Raw genomic sequence first — 19,472 nt, forward strand, 5'->3', positions numbered from 1 at the left:
GTCACTCTTCGTCGTGTCTTCTATCTTATTTATCTTTTCGTTGCTCTTTTTTTTTTTAATGCGTTCGCGGCCGTTTCCGCCTTCGGAGCGGCGTCCGCGACCGCCTTCTTGTCCGCTGCGGCCTTGACCTTGGCCTCCGCCTCGGCGGCCGCCGCCTTTGACGGACGGTTCCCGGCGGTCGTCGTCCGCATGGCGGGTCGCGTCGGCGACGCGGATCACGCCGCCGTTCTGGTAGACGAGGCGCGGCCCGTACGGCCGATTCGGTGGATATAGCTGTCCGTATCCTGCGGGATATCGAAGTTGAAGACGTGCGTGACGCCTTCGACGTCGAGACCGCGCGCGGCTACGTCGGTCGCGACGAGGATCTGCAGACGCGCGTCTCGGAAAGCGCGCATGACCTGCTCGCGCTTGTTCTGCGACAGATCGCCGTGCAGTTCGGCCGAATTGAAGCCTTCCAATTGCAGCTCTTCGTTCAGCTTGGACGCGCGGCGTTTGGTGCGGCAGAACACGACGGCCAAATACGGATTGTCGCGGTTGATCAGGAACTTCAGCGCGTCGTATTTATTGCGGTCCGTGCATTCGAGCGCGATCTGGCGAATATTGCGCGCCGGAATCTTCTCGGCCGGCGTGATGCTGATCTGCTCCGCATCCCGGGTATAAGCGCCCGCGAGATGACGTACGGCATCCGGCAGCGTCGCCGAGAACAGCATCGTCTGGCGGGAAGGCGGGGTCGCTTCGATGATCGCCTGCACTTCGGCCAAGAAGCCCATATGCAGCATTTGATCGGCTTCGTCCAGCACCAGCGTTTTCACGCGGCCCAGCTTCAGCGTCTCGCGGCGGATATGGTCGAGCAGACGGCCCGGCGTGCCGATGACCAGATCGCAGCCGCTTTTGAGTTTATGCAGCTGCGCTTCCACGTCCTGACCGCCGTAAACGGACAGAATCCGCATTTCCGGCCCCGCGACTTTGCGCGCTTCGACCGTGATTTGCAGCGCCAGTTCGCGCGTCGGCGCGACCACGAGCGCCGGCGGCAGACCCGTACCTTCCGAACGTCCGCCGTCGTGCCATTCGCGTCCGGCCGCGATCTTTTCGAGGATCGGCAGGATGAAGGCCAACGTCTTGCCCGTGCCGGTCTGCGCCTGCACCATCAGATCGCGTCCTTGCAGCGCGAGCGGCAGCGAAGCTTCTTGAACGGGAGTCGCCGTGACGATGCCCTGCGCTTTCAGGCGTTCCAGCACCTCGGGAGCGATCCCCAAATCTTTGAATGTTGTCATGATTATTATTCCTCCGTATGGGGACTGCTTCCGCGATGCCGGAGCCCGCCTGCGCGAACTCCCAAATAAGGGGCATCCGACTTGGCGGATACCCCTTTTCCGCTCCATGCCCTACGCGCCGTTTCGCTTCTTCAACCCGAAGCGAGCCGACTCCTAAGATGCGGAAAGTCCCGATTTTTCGATTGCGATGCGGCTCTCTTCGTTAAGGCCGCGTATTTCTGCCTGTTTGCCCAACTTGTAATATTCCAATTTGACTCTCGATACCGCCGAGGCGGCCGAGTGGTCCCACACATGCGAATGCGAGAAATCGATCACCACATGATCCGGATCGTTCGCCGGCGAGAAATGATCCACGAAATGCGAAGCCGTTCCGAAAAACATCTGCCCGCGCACTTCGTACTTTTTGATTCCGTCGATCGTGTCCGCCGTTACCTTCAGTCTCGCAATCTTCCAGCCGAAATGCAAGCTGCACAGCACGACGCCTACGCCCACGCCGATCGACAGATTGTCCGTCGCCACGACGATCCCGACCACGACAAGCATCACGACCGTATCGGCAAGCGGAATCTTATGAATCCGGGTAAGCGAACTCCAATCGAACGTGCCGATCGAGACCATGATCATGACCCCGACCAGCGCCGCCAGCGGAATTCCGCTGACGATATCGCCGAGCAGCAGCAGGATGACGAGCAGAAAAGCGCCCGCCGTGAACGTGGACAACCGTCCTCGCCCGCCCGACTTGATATTGATTACCGACTGCCCGATCATCGCGCAGCCCGCCATGCCTCCGAAAAAGCCGTTGACGATATTGGCGATGCCTTGTCCGCGCGCTTCGGCGTTCTTGCTGCTCTTGCTCTCCGTCATATCGTCCACGATCGTGGCCGTCAGCAGCGATTCCAGCAGACCGACGAGCGCAAGCGAGACCGATACCGGAAGGATCGTCAGCAGCATGTTCCACGTGAAATCGATCTGCGGGATATGGAACATCGGCGGCGTATTGCCCAGCTCGCCCATTTCCCCGACCGTTTTGACGTCGAGATGCAGCCAGACCGCCAGCAGCGACATGACGACGATCGCGACCAGCGGCGCCGGTACGGCTTTGGTAAACCGCGGCAAAATATAGATGATCGCCAGCGTTCCCGCGATAATCGCGTACATGGCCGGACCCGCGCCGACGAACTGCGGAAGCTGCGCCGTAAAGATGATAATCGCCAAAGCATTGACGAATCCCGTCATGACCGGCTTGGGGATAAACGTGATAAACCGGCCGATCCCCAGCACGCCGAGCAGCACTTGAATCACGCCGGCAAGCACGCCCGCGGCAAGCAGATACTCCATCCCGTGATCGCGATAGAGACCGCCCATCAGCACGGCCATCGCGCCCGTCGCCGCCGAGATCATGCCTGCCCGTCCGCCGACGAACGCGATCACGATCGCGATGACGATCGAGGCGTGCAGTCCGACGATCGGATTGACTCCCGCAACGATCGAGAAGCCGATAGCTTCCGGAATCAGCGCGAGCGCTACCGTAATTCCGGACAGAATGTCGCCCCGCACGTTGCCGAACCATTGTTGTCTAAGCTCCATAACCATCCTCTTTCTTCCGTCAAGTATGATGTTGTGGAGTTTTCCCCTTTCAGAAAAACCCGGGTCCGTTGTAGTCAAGACCCTCATTATACAAAATTCGAAGAAGGGCGGCTACAGCAGCAAAACGCCAAAAAACGGACCCGGAAGGCGATTATTGCGCTTTTTCGCCTTCTGGCCCGCTTTTTTACGTTTTTTCTGAAAATTTGCAAAAGTGTTCCGATCGCCTTCGGTTCCGAACGTCGTCAGAACCTGCCCGACCTGAAGATCGACAACAGCAGCAGCAGCACCATCAGCACGGCCACGACCAGTCCCATCTCGATAATCGGATAATTCCAGATCATCGTCTCTTTCTGAGCCAACGCCGCGCCGATCACAAGTCCCGCCATCACGATGCTGAAAGCCAATAGCACGATGCTGAAAGCCAGCCGATTGACCAGTCGATCCACGCCCCGGGAAGCGCGCCTCAGCTCGGGAACGTCCACTTCGACTCTGACCCGGCCGCCGCTGATAAACGACGTCAGATGCCGCAGCCGCTGAGGCAGTCCGGCGAGCGAATCGGCCAATCCGAGCGCTCCGCTTACCGTTTTTTTGCGCAGCCGATCGGGACCGAACTTCTCCCGCGCCAGCTTGCGTCCGAACGGTTCGGCCAGCGTGACGATGCTCAGCGTGGGATCGAGCCGCTCCACGATGCCTTCGGTCGTCACCAGCGCTTTGCCGAGCATCAGCAGGTCCGGCGGAATGCCGATGCCGTGCTGCCTCGCCGTCGAGAAGAAATCGTTGATGACCTGACCCAGATTCACTTCGGAGAACGCTACGTCGTAATACCGTTCTCGCAGTCTCTCCAGATCGCGTTTCAACGCCGACAGATCGGTCTCGTCGGGAACCATGCCCATACGCTCGATCGCCCGCACCATCGCCGGCGTATCTTGGCGCATCAGCGCGATGACGAGCGAAGACAGATACTCCCGCATCTCCGGACTCAATCTCCCGACCATGCCGAAATCCAGAAACGTGATCGAACCGTCTTTCATGATCAGCAGATTCCCCGGATGAGGGTCCGCATGGAAAAAGCCTTCGATAAATACTTGGTTCAGCACGGCGTTCACGATCCGCGAAGCGATCGTCTTGACGTCGTACCCTTTGCTCTCCAGATCTTCCCGTCCGGTCGGCTTGATGCCTTCCACGAAAGCCATCGTCAGCACGCGCTCGGACGTAAAGTCCCAGAAGACCTCCGGAACGTGAATATGATGGTCCTGCTGAAACTGCGCGGAGATGCGCTCCATGTTGCGGGCCTCCGACGTGTAGTCCAGTTCCGCTTCCATCGAACGGGCGAACTCTTCGACGAGCTGCGGCATCTGGTAGCGGGTCACCCATTCCCAGCGCTTCTCGCCGAGCGCCACAAGGTCGTGCAGAATCTCCAAATCTCGGATCACCTGCCGTTTGACGCCCGGACGTTGGACTTTGATCGCGACCCGTCGGCCGCTCGCGGCGAGGCGCGCGCTATGTACCTGACCGATCGAAGCGGCGGCGATCGGATGTTCCGAGAATTCGCTCATCACGTCTTCGATCGGACCGCCGAGTTCCAATTCCACGATCTGCCGGGCTTCTTCCGCGCCGAACGGCGGAACGTTGTCTTGCAGCTTCGCCAGCTCCTGAATAACCGAAGGCGGCAGCAGATCCGCGCGGGTGCTGGCGAGCTGCCCCAGTTTGATAAAGGTCGGGCCCAGCGCTTCCATCACCAGCCGGATGCGTTCGCCGAGCGTTTTGGTTTCCGGCGCTTCGCGCCGAATCCAGCGGATCGGCAGACGCAGCACGCGCGTCAGCCCCATCTCTTCGACCATATAACCGAAGCCGTGCCGGATCAGAGCGACCGCGATCTCCCGGTAGCGGCCGGCATGGCGGATATGAACCGCCATTTTATTCGGCCGTCGGTCCGCCGGCCGGGTCCGGACGGTAGTTGTTCGTTTCCGCGGCCGGGTCCGCCGCAATCGCCGGTTTGGAGCCTTCCAGCTCGGCTACGCGCTTCTCCAATACGGCAATGCGCTGTTCCAAGCTGGCGACGTCGCTGCCGGCCGGCACGTCGAGATCCTGAAGCACGCGCTTCACTTGTTCCTGTACCATGCTTTTGATCGAATTCCGTTCTTCCTCGCCGCGTTCGATCAACTTATTGACCATCGCTTTCGACTCGGACGGGGCGATTTCGCCTTTTTTGACCAGATCGTCGACGACCTTCTCGACTTTCTCTTTGCTTGCCACGGTCAAGCCGATTCCCAACGACAACGCCTTCTTCAACAGATCGCTCATCTTCTGATTCCTCCGTTTTCAAATGGGATACGTGCGCTTGCCTTACTTCTTGCTTACGCTTGCGCGTCGCTCTGCGCCGCTTCGGCCGCCGAACCGGCATAATATTTCGCCAGCTCGACCATCATGCTGCCCATACGCTCTTCGGGCGGAGCGACGACGCGGGCAATGCCTTCTTCGCGAATCGCTTGAGCCGTTACTTTGCCGACGGCCACGGCGACCACTTCGTTCTCGAACGCCGCTTGCAGCGCCGCTTCTTGGCCGCGATCGGCGGCGTGCTGAATCAAGAAACGCACCTGCGGACCGCTCGTGAACGTCACCGCATCTACCCGATGTTCCAGAATGTCGTCCAACAACTGCCGCAGTTGCTCTTCCGGAGGAGCGATATGCCGATAAGGCAGCACCGTGCGCACCGTCGCTCCGCGGCTCTCCAACCATGCGACCAGACGAGGCGCGGGATCGCCGTGAAGCTGAACGACCACGGTCGTTCCGGACAGATCGTGTGCTTCGAGCTGGCGGATCAATCCTTCGGTGCTGCCGTCATCGTCGCGGACGACCGGAGCGAGCTCGCGCTTCTTCAGCGCGTTTACCGTCTTATACCCGCGGGCCGCGATCTTCGAACGGGCAATCGTATCCAAGAACAACTCGCCGACTTCCATCTCCTGCGCCGTATTGATCAGCGCTTCGAGCCCCATGCCCGTCGTCAACACGGACCATTCCGGCTTCAACCGAATCCATTCGGAGATGCCTCCGCCAAGCTCCGGCTCGTCCAGAAATACCGTTCCCTGAGCGGGCCGAATCAATGCCGTGCCTCCCATGTTCTGTACCAGCTTGCTCAATTCTTCCGCTTTGCGCGGTCCGGTAATCGCGATACGTTTGCCTTCCAATCTTTTTGCCAAGCGATCTGCCCCTTCCCCATCCGATATAGAAGGATTCCCTCTGCGCGGCCGTGCCGCTTTTCACTTATTTTCGCTTCCCCGGGGCAAAATTGCAACCGCGCGCGCGATAAAACGCCCCCCGCTCCGCAAACGCCCGCCTATCGTTATTTTTTGACTCGATAAATACTTATATTCGATATGTCCCAAAATTACTATCATATCCTCACGCCGCCGTCCGATATATAATTTAACGCACAACGCAAAGGCGCGAAGCCAAGTCGAAAAAACCTTCTGAATCGTTGATACGACAAGGTTTTTTTACGATCATAGACCTGTCGGGTTTTTCGTCGGCAAAAGCGGATTGACCGTCATTCGGCCTATCCTGTATATTGTAAATTACTAGTATTAAAAGAATTATATGATAAGCTATAAACGGGAACGGATCTTAGCAACGCGAGCGAGGTGCAGACATGCAAACAACATTGACTCTCCGTTCGGAGATTGAAAAGGGCATCGCGGAACTCGGCATGAATTTCTCCAGTTTCGGCGAGTTGTCCGGCATTAACCGAGGCATTTTCAGCGCGATCCTCAACGGCAGCCCGCCGAAGCCGATCTCTCTGAACCAGATGGAATCGATCACGCGGGCTTTCGGCAAAGAACCGGGGTGGATGTTCGACTTATATATCGAAGAATGTTTCTACGACGGCAAGCCCAACCGCCGCCGCGTCGAACCGTTCCTCATCCGCTGCGCCGAACTCGGCCGAACGGACTGCATCCGCGAAGTTCTCTCCCGCCTGCTCGAAGACCTCAAGCACGTCTCCATGATCTTCGAAATCGCCGAAACGCTTTTCACGTCCGGCCAAGTCCAAGAATCTCTTGTGTTTTACGAGTGCGTGGTGGAGAACGAGAAGTACCATCATTCCGAGCGGCTCGCGATCAGCCATTACAGACTTTTCCGGGCGGCGATCGGTGAGGACAACGAAAAAAACCTTCGATCCGCACTTAGATTTGAACCTTTCTGCGGCAAGCTTCCCGACCATCATAGATTAGACGGATTGCTGCAATTGACGAATGTTTATTTCAATCTTGGCAGATGGGGAGATGTAGAGTTTCATGCAGATGAATTAAGATCTTTTTCAAAAAACGTTTATCAAAACATTACTCATAAAAAAAAGATGAAAGATAAAAAAGAGCAGTTAAACACTGAGCGTCATTTGGTTGTATATTACGGTCAAGGTTACTTGCAAAAAGGAAATGCATTAGAACATCAAGGGAAATATGACGAAGCAATGAAATATATTGAGGGTTATTCCGATTTAAGTTGGTTTGAAGATCTGGACGAGATAGGGATCATCGAAGTAAAAAAGTTCCACTATTGGGCAATAGCCAACCGATTTAACTTAACAATTTTAAAAGGAGATCCTTCTGTTCTAGGCGATTATTCTCGATTCCTTGAAGAACATCCTCATGAAGTGCTCCCAAGTGTATTAACGATTTTGGAATCGGCAAATAAGCATGGATTCAATATCGAAGAAATCTTAGAAAAATTTCTTCCCGAAATGATTGAAGAAAACAAAAACAACTACTACAATACTTCGTTCAGTCTCAACAGACAGTCTAATTTTTACTATCAATTAGCTCTTTATCAAACAAAAAACAAAAATTACAACTTCGCTATTAACTTCACTTTACAGGCTCTTGAACTGTCCATTAGAATAAATAATAGATTCGTATCCATTCAATCTGTTGCTTTATTTGAAGAGTTGCGAAGCAGAGCACTTCAAGAACAGATTAAGGAATATGAAAATCTAATCAGGACGGTGTATCTGAATGCATAAACTAAAAGCTCTCGCACTTTCCGTAGTGTTAACGGCGGGTTTGATTAGTATTATACCTTCCGCAGTATCTGGCGGTTCTTCTGTCATTCAAGTAACTTCAAACGGTTCCGGCGGAGCTCCTTCAGTTCAATTTTTCTCTAATGGTTCAGGCGGCTGACTGCAAATGGCTTGCTTAAATGACTTAAAAAGCGTCTTACAGCTATGAAAATAACTGTATGGTGCTTTTTTTCTTTATAAACAGCTGTTTTATTGAAAGGAGGTTGTATACCTGAATAATGTCGAACTCCATTCTTTGATAGCGGAAAATATTTTAGATTCTTATAACTCTTTTTCGAACTTTTCTAAAAAGTCAGGTATATCTAGAGGTGCTCTCAGTCTAATTTTCAAAAAGCCTAAACCCAAGCCTATTTCTTTTGATCAACTGGTTAAAATCACTACCACGCTCGGATATCCGGAAGAACATTTTTTCAACCTCTACATAGAAACCTATTTCGTTGAAGGGAGTTTCAATCGGAGTCGAATCGAAAGTCTGCTAGATCGTTGCGGCGAACTTGAATTGATGCAGCATTTGGAGAAAGCGCTACGCCTGCTTGAGAGTACGCCCTATTATATACCGATCATATTTGAGGTTGCCGAACGTCTTCATGAGACCAACAAGAAAAACGCTGCATTGTTTATATATAATTGGATAACTGCTCACACTAGCGAAATTTCACAGGAAATGCTTTCTATTTGTCACTATCGAATATTCCGCTGCGGACTCTTACTCGATAGCGATAACAATCTTCAACTTTTGTATCGCCTTCTGCCCTTTAAACTAAATCTTCCTCCACATTTGAAGTTGGAGACCCTGCTTAACGCAACAGACATCTTACATCATCAACAGCGCTATGAAGATCAAGATATTTTAGCTGAGGAATTAATTTCCTTATGTGTTGAGCTATTCGGAACAGAACAAAACGCCAATCATAAGAGCATTGCACTTTACAAAGACATTTTGGAGCGGCATCCCGTTGTATATTACGGAAGAGGCTATCTATTAAAATATGCTTACTTAGAAAGTACGCAACAATATGAAAAAGCTCAAGAATATGTAAAAGCATACGGGTCTCTATATTGGTTTGACGACGATACTGAAATCGCCAAAGCAGAAATAGAAAAGTTCGCTATTTTTGCGAAGGCAAATGTCTGGAATCTTGAATTATTACAAGGAAATACATCAGTTCTTCCCGAATATTCTGCTTTTCTAGATGATCATCCGCTTGAGATTTTACCTAGTTTTATCAGCGTTTTGACTGCGGCCAACGATTTGGGATTTTTAATCGATGAGTTTTTGGATAAATTCGAGACAAGGCTAACGGAAGGCTTAGCAGATCCGCACAATTATTATTCCGAAAGTACAAAGCGCAATAATCACTCTTACGCGCTCTATCACTTAGCTATTTATTACTTCAATATCGGTCAAGTTGAAAAGTCTCTAAGTGCAGCGATAGAATGTTGGCGAATGTCTTCCGTTGTGAATAACGAACAGCACGTTAAACTTCTCGCTTCTCTTACGCTTCTTTACAACACTTGTTCTTTAGAAAACACTCATGCAGAAAGAGAGTGACTTACTCGATATGGAACTTGGCTTGAAGTTATTATTTTTTATAGCCCTTTCCGCGATATTTTTTAATCTGGTCAGACTTTTTGTAAAAACCTACTTAGATCACTTTTATGAAAAGCTGTTCGATAAAATACATCGTTTGTTTCATTAGTTTCGAGAAGCTTCGCAAACTGCCGAATAGCTCGGAAAACGCCCCGTCGACGAGATCCCGTCGAGGTCGGTTCCGGGCTTTTTGCCTTCCCATAGATCGTCGCTCGCTTTGTTCCGTTATTCACTAACCCACCTCTATCTTCCATCTCTCCCTTCTTGCCCCGCGAAGTGTTATAATTAATCCCGAAAAGAAACATGGCTTGTAGATGAAACGTACATACTACCTTCTTTTTGTCATTTAGTTAATCGATTCGACAAACTTTTTCGGTTTCTGCGGCTCGGCTGCCAGATATTAAAGATATGTGACAAACGTTTCGCTATCGAGGATTATAATGACTCAATTAGCATTTTTGCATATTCTGTTTTTTTACTAGCACTTCCTATTCGCCCGCCTTCCGCCGTGTCGGCTTTTTTTATATTTCTGACCGAGGTGCCAGCATGCAGACTTCCAATCCACTAAGAACGGCCATCAAACAGAATATGCGGAAGAAGGGATACAATTTCTCCGTTTTATCGGAAAAATCGGGGATTCCGCGCGGATCGCTCAGCTTGATCTTCGTAGGCGGACCTTCGCGGCGAAGCCCGATGTCTTTCCAACACCTGATCCGAATCAGCGAGGCGCTCGGTTTGCCGGAGGACGCCTTTTTTGATCTTTACGTCGACGAATGTTTTATCGGGGGCCGTCCCAATCGCAGCCGGATCGAGCCGTTTCTCGAACGCTGCATCGAACTCGGGCATCCCGGCTGCATCGATCGGGTGCTCGAACGCTTGAACGGCGAACCGCGTTACCTGCCTCTGCTGTTCCGGATCGCGGAGAGCCTGAACGGAAACGTAACGAATTCGCCGATCGAACGTATCTATCAGTACCTGCTGCTTCATAACGGGAATCGTCACTCGATCGAAGTCGCCGTCTGTCATTACCGATTATTCCTGCAAAAGATCGGCGAAGACGAAGAGATAAATTCGATGGCCCTTAACGCTTTCTCGCCTTACCGCGATAATCTGCCCGACGAATTCAAATTGGAAGCTCTGCTCGTCATGTGCAATTTGAGCCTGAACCGCATGAATGCCGACGAATTGGAGAAAGCGGCGGACGAGCTGATCGCTTTGTGCATCCGTTTGTTCGGAACGAGAGATTGCCCGCCGGTTAAGCCGTTCGTCCCGGAATATCCGCTCGAACGCCCCATTCTTTTTTACTACAGTCAGGGCTACATCATGAAGCAGATCGCGCTGTGCGAACGGGGCGATTTCCGGCAGGCCGAGCGTTATTCCGAGCGGTACCGTGATCTGAGTTGGCTGGTTTCCGATCCGGAAGACGAACGAAGCGTGTCCGTGCTCCGAGAGGTGGCCCATACGACCTCTTTGGGGTGCGGGTTGTTGGACGGTCGGGTCGAAGGATTGGACGAGTACGCGAAGCTGCTCGGACGGCATCCGACGGAGACGACATCCGGACTGATCGTGATGCTCCGAACGGCCAATCGGTATTCGCTCGATATCGACGAATGGTTGAAGCGATTCCCGCTCGATCTGGAACGGACGCTGGAGATGCAGGACAGTGCTTACCGCAAGCAAGTCGGCCGCAACCGGTTCGCCCGCCTGCTGTATCAGCTGTCGATCTATCATTACAGCCGCGGCCGGATCGAAGAATCGCTGCAAACGGCTTTGCAAAGTTGGGAGTTGTCCCGCCGATTGAACAATCACCGGATGTTTCGCCTGCTCGCTTCGTTAACGTTAATGTACAGCGGGCAGTGCGAACCGACGGAGCTCTGAGAGGTGCAGCATGGAAAAATCCTTTGAACTGCGCTCCGCCATCGAACGCGAAATGACGAAGCAAGGACATAACTTCGCGACGTTAAGCGAAAAATCCGGCATCAACCGCGGCGTATTCAGCGCGATCCTGAACAGCACGCCGCCGAAACCGGTCTCTTTCCATCAATTGACGACGATTGCCGAAGCGCTCGATATGCCTCGAGGCTGGCTGTTCGACGAATACGTCGGAGAATGTTTCTACGACGGCAAACCCAACCGGCGCCGGATCGAACCGTTCCTGTTGGCGTGTGCCGAATTAGGCAGATTCGATCTGGTCCGTTCGGTGCTCAAAAGGCTGCTCGAAGACCTCAAATACGCGGGATTCGTGTTCGAGACCGCCGAAGCCCTGTTCATGGACGGCAAATTCGCGCAGTCCGCTCCCTTCTACGAGAACGTGATCGAACACGAAAAGCATCAGCACTCGCTTCGCTTGTCCATTTGCCAATATCGGCTGTTCCGGACGCGGCTCGGCGAAGACGGCGAAGAAAATCTCAAAGCGGCCGTGCAGTTCGAGCCTTTCCGCTTCCTGCTGCCGGACGAGTTGAGACTCGACGCTCTGGTACGGATCGGCAACCTGTATTACGAACTGGGCAAATATACGGAAATGGAAGCCACGGCCGACGAATTGTACGACTGCGCGTCGGAGCTGTACGAACGGCTTCGACGCGGAGAAACGCTGCCCGACGATCGGCCGAAGCCGCTGCCGGAGCAGCCGCTGGTGTACTATTACGGCAATGCCCTGCTCCATAAACAGCTTGCGCTGATCGAGCAGAAACGTTACGAAGAAGCTCGTCCTTACAGCGAAATCTACGGCAATCTCGACCAGTTCGAGATCATGGACGACGAAGGGCGCGCAGAAGTGGAGAACTTGAAGATTTTCGCGTTGGGCAACAGCCTCGATATCGAATTGATGCTCGGCAATTTCTCCGTTCTCCCCCGGTACGAAGCGTATATGGACCGTTATCCCAACGAAGTGCTGCCCTGCCTGAACAACGTGGTCGAAGCCGCGAATCTGCACGGAATCGAGATCGACGACCTGATCGCGAAGCGATACCGGCCGCTTGACGAGTATCTGGCGAAACGGCCGGACAATTATTATCCGGAATCGGTCGTTCGCAGCACCTTCGCCAGCTTGCATTATCATCTCGCCGTGTACTATCACCAGCGTCATCGAATGGCCGATTCGGCCATGCATGTCGGGGAATGCTGGAAGCTGTCGCAGGACCTGAACAACCAGCAGCATTTTCGGCAGTTGGCTTCCTTGTTGTCGCTGCCTTCGGCGTTCGTCAACGCCGCGGACCCGAACCGAGAAAACGAATAAACGAACGAAAATCGAAAGCGCCGAGAGACGGGGATTCCCGTTTCTCGGCGCTTTTCGAATGATCGGACGCGATTTCTACGATCTTGATCCTGCGATCGGAATCGCCAGAACGGCTCGCGTTCGAACCGATCGGGCTTACTCCGTTCGGATACGGATTTCTTTGATGTACTCCTGAGGCTGCTTCACTTCGAGCGATTCGGCGAACGCGTCCGCTACCGGCTCGATCGCGACCATCATGCTGCCGCTGAGGTTCTGCATCTTATAGCCCAGATCGACGGTCTCGGCATTCGCCTCGTCGTCTCCCGTCTGCACGGTCATCTGCGCGCTGCCTTTATTCAGCGTGACGGTTTTGTCTCCTTTGCGCAGCTTCACGACGCTGGTACCGTCGAATCCGAAATCCGCGCCCAACGCGGCGGCCAACTCTTTGACCGGGACGAGGATCTTGCCTTCGCGGATCTGCGCCGGAACGTTGAACTGCACTTCTTTGTCGTCGACGTAGACGAACAGGCTGAACACTCCGCTCTGCATATCCACGGCCAAATGCGACAATTGATTTTTCAGTTCCTCGTTGAACTGGTCCACGTTCTCCGCGGTGACCCGGTGCTTGTCCGCCACGATATCGCGCAGAATCTGCTCGTTGATCGCTTGGCTGTGGTGCGACAGGTCTTTGTATTGGCTCAAGTTATACGTGATCGACGTATCTTCTTGGAAGTCGTAGACTTTGACGTTCGGATATTGGCTGAACTGTTCGAACATATACTTCTTCATCGCGTATTGATTTTCGGCGCGAACCGGATTCGTTTCCGCCCATACCTGCTGACGCAAGATGGTGTACGGCGGATAGTAGAACGTGAACTGCGTTTCCGGATGTTCTTTGACCAGACTCAGCACGTATTTTTGGAAAACGGCTTTGACGTTGTCGAGCGAGAATTCGTTTTTGCCGTAGCCGATTTCTTTAGTACGGTCGATCTCCCACGTTCTCAATACCTTGTCTTGGCTGTAACCGGCCGCTTTATCCCAGTTGCGCAGCAGATCGAGATCGCGAACGGCTTTGTACTCGTCGGGAGACGAAGTCAACGCTCTCCAAGCGTGCTTGATGTTCGAGATATTGAACAGATACTCGTAATCGTTGAACGGATTGTTGTCGTACATGTACATCGGCATATTCTCGGATTTCGCGTCGACGTCTTGACGCATCGCGAAATAGTCGAGGCCCCAGAGCACTTTCTTGACTTGTCCGGTATCCAGCGCGACTTTGCCGACGGCATGCTGTTCCAGCGCGGTCGAACCTTCGATCGACAGCTTCATCACTTTGCCGCCCATAAGGCTCTCCACGTACGAAGGCACGAAGTTCTGCGTCATCGAACTGCCGAGAATGATGGTGTCGTAATCGTAACTGCGGGCCAGACCCGCGTTCTGGTAACGTTCCTGCGACGAATACAGCGGCGTGTAGAGCGTCGATTTGCGGTACATTTGCAGCGGATCGACGATATACATGAACAGGCCGACCAGCAGCGCGAACACGAGGCCGCTGGCGGTGAACTTGACCAGGAATTTGCGGTAATCCTTGTTATCCATAACCTTCCCCCATGACGAACCGAACCCTTAATTCAGAAATTGAAGTAGAGGAATTCGCTGATTTGGTTGAAATACAGAAGCGAGACGACGAAGATGGCGGCGGCGAACGCGGCACGTCCGAGCGTCGGCTTGAAGCTCTCCGTCAATTGGATCGAGTTGCGCGCGAACAAAGCGATCAGCAGCGAAACGACCACGATCGGCAGGCCTGCCGTCAGGATGTCCGGAGGCAGGATAATGCCGCTCATGCCGAACATGCCTTTCAGAATCCGGACGCCGTCCGACCAATGCTGGGCGCGGAAAAAGACCCAAGCGATATTGACGAAGTTGAACGTGATAAACCAACCGACGTATTTGTTCATCTTGATGCCGGTAAGCTGCCATAGACGCTGCACGACCTGCGCGGCGCCGTGCATCGCGCCCCAGATGATGAACGTCCAGCCCGCTCCGTGCCAGAAGCCCCCGATCAGGAAAGTCAGGAACAAGTTGATATACGTCCTCGTCGTGCCTTTGCGGTTGCCGCCCAGCGGGATGTAGATGTAGTCCCGCAGGAAGCGGCTGAGCGTCATATGCCATCTTGCCCAGAAGTCTTTGATGTTCACGCCTTTGTAAGGCGAGTTGAAGTTGATCGGCAGCTTGATGTTGAAGATCAGGCCGAGGCCGATCGCCATATCCGAATAAGCGCTGAAGTCGAAGTAGAGCTGGCCGGTGTAAGCAAGCGACGTCGTCCACGCTTCCACGAAGTGAAGCGAATGTCCGCCGTCGAATCCGGCCGTGGCGATCGGCGCCAGCAGGTCCGCGATCACGACTTTTTTGAACAACCCGATACAGAAAATGAAAATGCCGCGCGAGATGTTATCGGCGCGAATCCGTTTGCTGTCGGGATCGTCGAACTGCGGCATCATCTCTTTGTGGTGGAGAATCGGTCCGGCGATCAAATGCGGGAAGAACGTCACGAACAGCACGTAGTTGGCGACGTTGTATTCGCGCGCGTTGCCTCGGTAAGCGTCGACCAAATAGGCCAACTGAGTGAACGTGAAGAAGCTGATACCGAGCGGAAGCGCGATATGTAACAGCGAAACGTCTTGGCCGAGCAGGCCGTTATAGTTTTCGATGAAAAAGTCGGCGTATTTGTAATAGCCGAGCAGCCCCACGTCGCCCACGATCCCCAGAATCAACAGCCATTTGCCTTTATGGTTGATTCCGTTGGAGTTGATGTGTCCGAGTCCGCGTCCGACCAGATAGTTGAACGCGATCGAGCCGAGAATCAGCGGCAGGTAACGGGTGTCTTCGTACGCATAGAAGAACAGCGAGGCCAGCGCCATCCAGATTTTGGCCGTGTTGTAGAGCTTGAATCGGTTCAGCAGGAAATAGCCGATGAACACGACCGGCAGATAAGCAAATATGAACTCGTAAGAATTGAAAAGCACGTCTTCCCTTCCTCTCTTCGTCCCGCGGGTCCGCCGGGAGGCGGGTACGCAGCGATGCAATCTAGAGCAAGCCGAACGGCGAGATACGCCGTTTAGGCACAACGCCCATTATACCTATTGGACACCGGAGGAAGCAACGCAGTTGCGCTAATTTTAAACGTTTCTTCTCGGTTTCTTCAGGTTCTTGAGACTTTCCCGATATCACGAGAAAGGCATCGGAAGGCAAGAGCCGAACAAGACGTTCGCGAAAAAAAGCCGCACGGCAGGGTTAACCCCCGCCATGCGGCGCTTTCGTCCAGCAGTCGATGCCGACTCTAAGCCAAAATGTGTTCGATCCGCTCCAGCACGTCCGCGCTCAGTTTGATGCCCGAAGCGGCCGCGTTTTCTCGGACCTGCTCGGGTCGGCTCGCCCCGACGAGCGCGCTGGCGACGTTCGGTTGGCGCAGAATCCAAGCGATCGCGAGCTGGCTCACCCGGATGCCCAGTTCGTCCGCGATCTTCGACAACTCGCCGACTTTGGCGATCCGTTCTTGATTGAGCCGTTCTTCGTTCCAACCGAGCTTGGCGGCGCGGCTGTCGGCCGGCGCTTCGGCTCCCGGTTTGTATTTGCCGGTGAGCAGACCTTGCGCCAGCGGAGAGTAGACCACTTGGCCGATGCCTTCGCGCAGGCCGAGCGGAATGATCTCCGGTTCGATATAACGGTCGAACATGTTGTAGACCGGCTGATTGACGACGATCCGGTCGAGCAGGTAACGGTCGGCCGTGCCGAGCGCTTCGGTCATCTGCGCGGCCGTCCATTGGCTCACGCCGACGTAGAGCACCTTGCCTTGACGCACCAGATCGTCGAGCGCGCGCAGCGTCTCGTGTACCGGCGTCTCCGGATGGTAGCGGTGGCAGTAGTAGACGTCCACGTAATCGAGGCCGAGCCGCGACAGGCTCGCGTTGCACTGCTCGACGATATGCTTGCGCGACAGGCCGGAATCGTTGGGGCCGTCGCCCATTTTGCCGAAGACTTTGGTCGCCAGCACGTAAGACTCGCGCGGATAACGCTTCAGCGCTTCGCCGACGACCTTCTCCGCTTCGCCGCGTTCGTAGACATTGGCCGTATCGAAAAAGTTGATGCCTTCGTCGTAAGCCGCGTGAATGGAATTCACCGCGTTTTCCCGTTCGACGTAGCCGCCGTAAGTCAGCCAACTGCCCAAGCTGATCTCGCTTACCTTGAGTCCCGTTCCGCCCAAACGCCGATATTCCATAGGTTCGCTCGCCTCCGTTTATTAAGCTTGAATTTCGAATTTTTACAAGTTCGAATACCGTTCCCAGCCGTTCTGAAGATTCTGCCGCGCCCATTCGGTATGCTCCGGTCCGAAGCCCCGGTAATGGCATTCGACGCGCATGACCAGATCGAGATACAACGCGTACAGCGCGCGGCGGATCTTCCGCGAAGCTTCCGAGCCTTCCGGCAGAGACGCGAGGCGCGCGGAATCGTCGGTTTCCGCCGCGCTGCGCAGCGCGGCATCCTCGGCCGCGTATCCGCGTTCGAACGCGTCCGTATCCCAGAACTTGCCGAAGCCGTGTTCCATCAGCGGATCGGCCCAGAGCGCGCGCTCGAAATCGATGATGCCTTCGACGCGTCCGTCCCGAACGAATACGTTGCCCGGCCACGAATCCCAATGCACCAACCGCGGCGTGCGTACTTCGCGAAGCGCTTCTCGTCTGCGCTCCAATTCGGCATCCAGTTCTTCGTACGCCATCGGCAGTTCGATCCCGGCTTCCCGGCCGTCCTGCATCACGTCGCGCATCAGCGCGATGAAAGCGTCTTCCCAAAGCGGCGCGTTGGCGGCATTCGGCAGGTAATAGCCGAACTCCCGACCTTCGATCTCGTGAATCCGCCGGAAATATCCGCCCAGCTCCCCGTCGATCGCGTCCCGAATTTCCGGAGCAAGTTCGCCCCGCGCTTTGTCGTACGTTTCTCCTTTTACCCGTTCCATCAGAAAATATTCGCTGCCGATCGTTCGTTTCGAGTCGTCATAAGCATAAATGCGAGGCAGCGGCACGCCGCCCGACCGTTCGATTCGGCGCATGACTTCCGTCTCCGTGCGCATCAAGCCGCGTTCGCAGCGCATCCGGCCTTCTTCGGAATCGGCCGCCACTTTCAATACGGCTTCCCGTCCGTCTTCGAGCGCGAGCAGATAAGCCGAGTTGGCCCATCCTTCGCTTAATTCCTCGTAGGTCTTGCAGCCGCAGCCGAACGTCGTTTGCGCGATGCGTTCGATTTCTTCCGCCGTAAGCTGCTTTTTGGTCACACTGTCCATGCGTTCATTCCTTTCCGGTTTCGTTCTCGTTCTTAGGTTTATTTCTACGAAGAGAACGCGGTCCCTTTTTCTTTTTGCGAAAAAGAAACGATTAGACCCCGCCGATAAGGGTAAAACTATAGCGGAACGAGAAACAATCCGATTCCAGAAATGCATCTTTTTTCTAGACTCTTTTCCGCAAGCCTTGTCATGACGCTCGATCAGCCAGAGGATCATCTCACAACCAAGAGGAGGAATTACCATGTTCATCCACATGAAAGAGCTGCAGTACCATGCAAAGCCGGAGAAGCCGGACCCGATATTCGCCAAAAAGCTTCAGGAAGTGCTGGGCGGCCAATACGGCGAAATGTCGGTTATGATGCAGTATCTGTTCCAAGGTTGGAATTGTCGCGCCGATCAGAAATATCGGGACATGCTGCTCGATATCGGGACTGAAGAGATCGGCCACGTCGAGATGCTGAGCACCATGATCGCGCAGCTTCTGGACGGGGCTCCGGTCGATCAGCTCGAAGCGGCGGCCAAAGACCCGATCATCGAAGCGGCGCTCGGCGGCATGAATCCGCAGCATCTGATCGTATCCGGTCTGGGCGCGACGCCGACGGACAGCGTCGGCTATCCTTGGAATTCGCGATATATCGTCGCCAGCGGCAATCTGCTCGCCGACTTCCGCGCGAACCTGAACGCCGAATCGCAAGGCCGCCTGCAGGTGGCGCGCCTGTACGAGATGACGACGGACCCGGGCATCCGCAAGATGATGGGCTTCATGCTGGCGCGCGATACGATGCACCAGAATCAATGGATGGCGGCGATCGCCGAGATCGAATCGATGGAAGGCACGATCGTGCCGGCTTCGTTCCCTCGCGAGCTGGAGCTTCAAGAAGTGTCGCACCAATACATGAACTTCTCCGCAGGCGAAGAAAGCGCCGAAGGCCGCTGGGCCAAAGGCCCGTCGATGGACGATCAAGGCAAATTCGAATACGTGGCGACGCCGCAGGCGATGGGCGAGAAACCAGTGCTCACGCCGGCTCCGGACTTTACGTTCTCCCGTCCGGGCGCGCAGCCGAAGCTGACCAACGAAGGCACGAAGTCGGGCAAAGGCCTGCTGTAAAGGCAAGGCGGTCCATGTGACTTCAGCCGCATCGAGCGGGTTCGTTCGAGGAGTAGGGCCGTTCCGGTCATTCGGCTCGCCGTTCGGCTGCTAACGGATCGAGATGACGCTTAGCGGGCATTTGCAGCGGTTTTGAAATTCTAACGGATTCAGATGACGCTTAGAATGCAAACAGGCCGGTTTTCAGCCGAAAAAGAGCGGAATCGGACGGCTAAGGAATCCACGATCCGTTAGGTTTTCGAAAAGGGTTGTTTTGCGGTTCTAAGGAATCCACGATCCGTTA

15 protein-coding genes are annotated in these 19,472 nt (G+C 54.3%); 5 read left to right on the plus strand and 10 right to left on the minus strand.

Annotation, left to right across the window (positions count from 1 at the left end):
* From CDO73_RS27000 to CDO73_RS23980, 6 genes are all read right to left on the minus strand, one after another.
* The coding region (locus CDO73_RS27000) for a hypothetical protein (protein WP_218821641.1) at positions 1-219 on the minus strand (219 nt) is incomplete at its 3' end.
* Positions 216-1,274, minus strand: a complete 1,059-nt coding sequence (locus CDO73_RS23960) for a DEAD/DEAH box helicase (RefSeq protein ID WP_088491049.1) — start codon at positions 1,272-1,274, stop codon at positions 216-218. The genes CDO73_RS27000 and CDO73_RS23960, both read right to left, overlap by 4 nt.
* A 153-nt stretch (positions 1,275-1,427) precedes the next feature.
* Positions 1,428-2,861 (minus strand): SulP family inorganic anion transporter, encoded by a 1,434-nt coding sequence (locus CDO73_RS23965; protein ID WP_088491050.1) that lies wholly within the window; start codon positions 2,859-2,861, stop codon positions 1,428-1,430.
* 242 nt (positions 2,862-3,103) lie between these two features.
* Complete coding sequence (locus CDO73_RS23970) at positions 3,104-4,777, minus strand: ABC1 kinase family protein (protein WP_088491051.1); 1,674 nt, start codon at positions 4,775-4,777, stop codon at positions 3,104-3,106.
* A 1-nt stretch (position 4,778) separates the two neighbouring features.
* A complete protein-coding gene (locus CDO73_RS23975) occupies positions 4,779-5,165 on the minus strand; it encodes a phasin family protein (RefSeq protein ID WP_088491052.1) in 387 nt (128 codons plus the stop codon).
* Positions 5,166-5,218: 53 nt separating this feature from the next.
* On the minus strand, positions 5,219-6,061 hold the full coding sequence (locus tag CDO73_RS23980) for a uroporphyrinogen-III synthase (protein WP_088491053.1): 843 nt from the start codon (positions 6,059-6,061) through the stop codon (positions 5,219-5,221).
* 449 nt (positions 6,062-6,510) lie between these two features.
* On the opposite strand from CDO73_RS23980, the gene CDO73_RS23985 reads away from it, so the two are divergent.
* From CDO73_RS23985 to CDO73_RS24000, 4 genes are all read left to right on the plus strand, one after another.
* Positions 6,511-7,878: a DNA-binding protein gene (locus CDO73_RS23985; RefSeq protein WP_088491054.1), complete on the plus strand. Its 1,368-nt coding sequence runs from the start codon at positions 6,511-6,513 to the stop codon at positions 7,876-7,878.
* Positions 7,879-8,170: 292 nt separating this feature from the next.
* Positions 8,171-9,487 carry a hypothetical protein gene (locus CDO73_RS23990; RefSeq protein WP_088491055.1) on the plus strand — a complete coding sequence of 439 codons (1,317 nt, stop codon included), beginning with the start codon at positions 8,171-8,173 and terminating at the stop codon, positions 9,485-9,487.
* A 585-nt stretch (positions 9,488-10,072) separates the two neighbouring features.
* Positions 10,073-11,404 carry a helix-turn-helix domain-containing protein gene (locus CDO73_RS23995; protein ID WP_088491056.1) on the plus strand — a complete coding sequence of 444 codons (1,332 nt, stop codon included), beginning with the start codon at positions 10,073-10,075 and terminating at the stop codon, positions 11,402-11,404.
* A 10-nt stretch (positions 11,405-11,414) separates the two neighbouring features.
* The gene (locus CDO73_RS24000) at positions 11,415-12,764 is read left to right on the plus strand and encodes a helix-turn-helix transcriptional regulator (protein WP_088491057.1); all 1,350 of its coding nucleotides are present in this window, start codon (positions 11,415-11,417) and stop codon (positions 12,762-12,764) included.
* A 135-nt stretch (positions 12,765-12,899) separates the two neighbouring features.
* Here the strand turns inward: CDO73_RS24000 and CDO73_RS24005 are convergent, their stop codons facing one another.
* The 4 genes from CDO73_RS24005 to CDO73_RS24020 all read right to left on the minus strand — a co-directional run bounded on the left by CDO73_RS24005 (position 12,900) and on the right by CDO73_RS24020 (position 18,081).
* Positions 12,900-14,342: a stalk domain-containing protein gene (locus tag CDO73_RS24005; protein WP_088491058.1), complete on the minus strand. Its 1,443-nt coding sequence runs from the start codon at positions 14,340-14,342 to the stop codon at positions 12,900-12,902.
* Positions 14,343-14,374: 32 nt separating this feature from the next.
* On the minus strand, positions 14,375-15,769 hold the full coding sequence (locus tag CDO73_RS24010) for an MBOAT family O-acyltransferase (RefSeq protein WP_088491059.1): 1,395 nt from the start codon (positions 15,767-15,769) through the stop codon (positions 14,375-14,377).
* A 314-nt stretch (positions 15,770-16,083) separates the two neighbouring features.
* Positions 16,084-17,022: an aldo/keto reductase family protein gene (locus CDO73_RS24015; protein WP_088491060.1), complete on the minus strand. Its 939-nt coding sequence runs from the start codon at positions 17,020-17,022 to the stop codon at positions 16,084-16,086.
* Between the two features lie 42 nt (positions 17,023-17,064).
* A complete protein-coding gene (locus CDO73_RS24020) occupies positions 17,065-18,081 on the minus strand; it encodes a phosphotransferase family protein (protein WP_179218826.1) in 1,017 nt (338 codons plus the stop codon).
* A gap of 241 nt (positions 18,082-18,322) precedes the next feature.
* Between CDO73_RS24020 and CDO73_RS24025 the strand changes: the two genes are divergently transcribed.
* Positions 18,323-19,189, plus strand: a complete 867-nt coding sequence (locus CDO73_RS24025) for a manganese catalase (RefSeq protein ID WP_088491062.1) — start codon at positions 18,323-18,325, stop codon at positions 19,187-19,189.
* The last annotated feature ends 283 nt before the right edge of the window (positions 19,190-19,472 follow it).

This window comes from Saccharibacillus sp. O23 (genome assembly GCF_002205895.1).
Taxonomy (GTDB): Bacteria; Bacillota; Bacilli; order Paenibacillales; family Paenibacillaceae; genus Saccharibacillus.

What these genes read in the sequence shown, in the direction of transcription:
- CDO73_RS23960 (WP_088491049.1), bottom strand. Translation starts at nt 1,274, where the DNA reads ATGACAACATTCAAAGATTTGGGGATCGCTCCCGAGGTGCTGGAACGC.
- CDO73_RS23965 (WP_088491050.1), bottom strand. Translation starts at nt 2,861, where the DNA reads ATGGAGCTTAGACAACAATGGTTCGGCAACGTGCGGGGCGACATTCTG.
- CDO73_RS23970 (WP_088491051.1), bottom strand. Translation starts at nt 4,777, where the DNA reads ATGGCGGTTCATATCCGCCATGCCGGCCGCTACCGGGAGATCGCGGTC.
- CDO73_RS23975 (WP_088491052.1), bottom strand. Translation starts at nt 5,165, where the DNA reads ATGAGCGATCTGTTGAAGAAGGCGTTGTCGTTGGGAATCGGCTTGACC.
- CDO73_RS23985 (WP_088491054.1), top strand. Translation starts at nt 6,511, where the DNA reads ATGCAAACAACATTGACTCTCCGTTCGGAGATTGAAAAGGGCATCGCG.
- CDO73_RS23995 (WP_088491056.1), top strand. Translation starts at nt 10,073, where the DNA reads ATGCAGACTTCCAATCCACTAAGAACGGCCATCAAACAGAATATGCGG.
- CDO73_RS24000 (WP_088491057.1), top strand. Translation starts at nt 11,415, where the DNA reads ATGGAAAAATCCTTTGAACTGCGCTCCGCCATCGAACGCGAAATGACG.
- CDO73_RS24005 (WP_088491058.1), bottom strand. Translation starts at nt 14,342, where the DNA reads ATGGATAACAAGGATTACCGCAAATTCCTGGTCAAGTTCACCGCCAGC.
- CDO73_RS24015 (WP_088491060.1), bottom strand. Translation starts at nt 17,022, where the DNA reads ATGGAATATCGGCGTTTGGGCGGAACGGGACTCAAGGTAAGCGAGATC.
- CDO73_RS24020 (WP_179218826.1), bottom strand. Translation starts at nt 18,081, where the DNA reads ATGGACAGTGTGACCAAAAAGCAGCTTACGGCGGAAGAAATCGAACGC.
- CDO73_RS24025 (WP_088491062.1), top strand. Translation starts at nt 18,323, where the DNA reads ATGTTCATCCACATGAAAGAGCTGCAGTACCATGCAAAGCCGGAGAAG.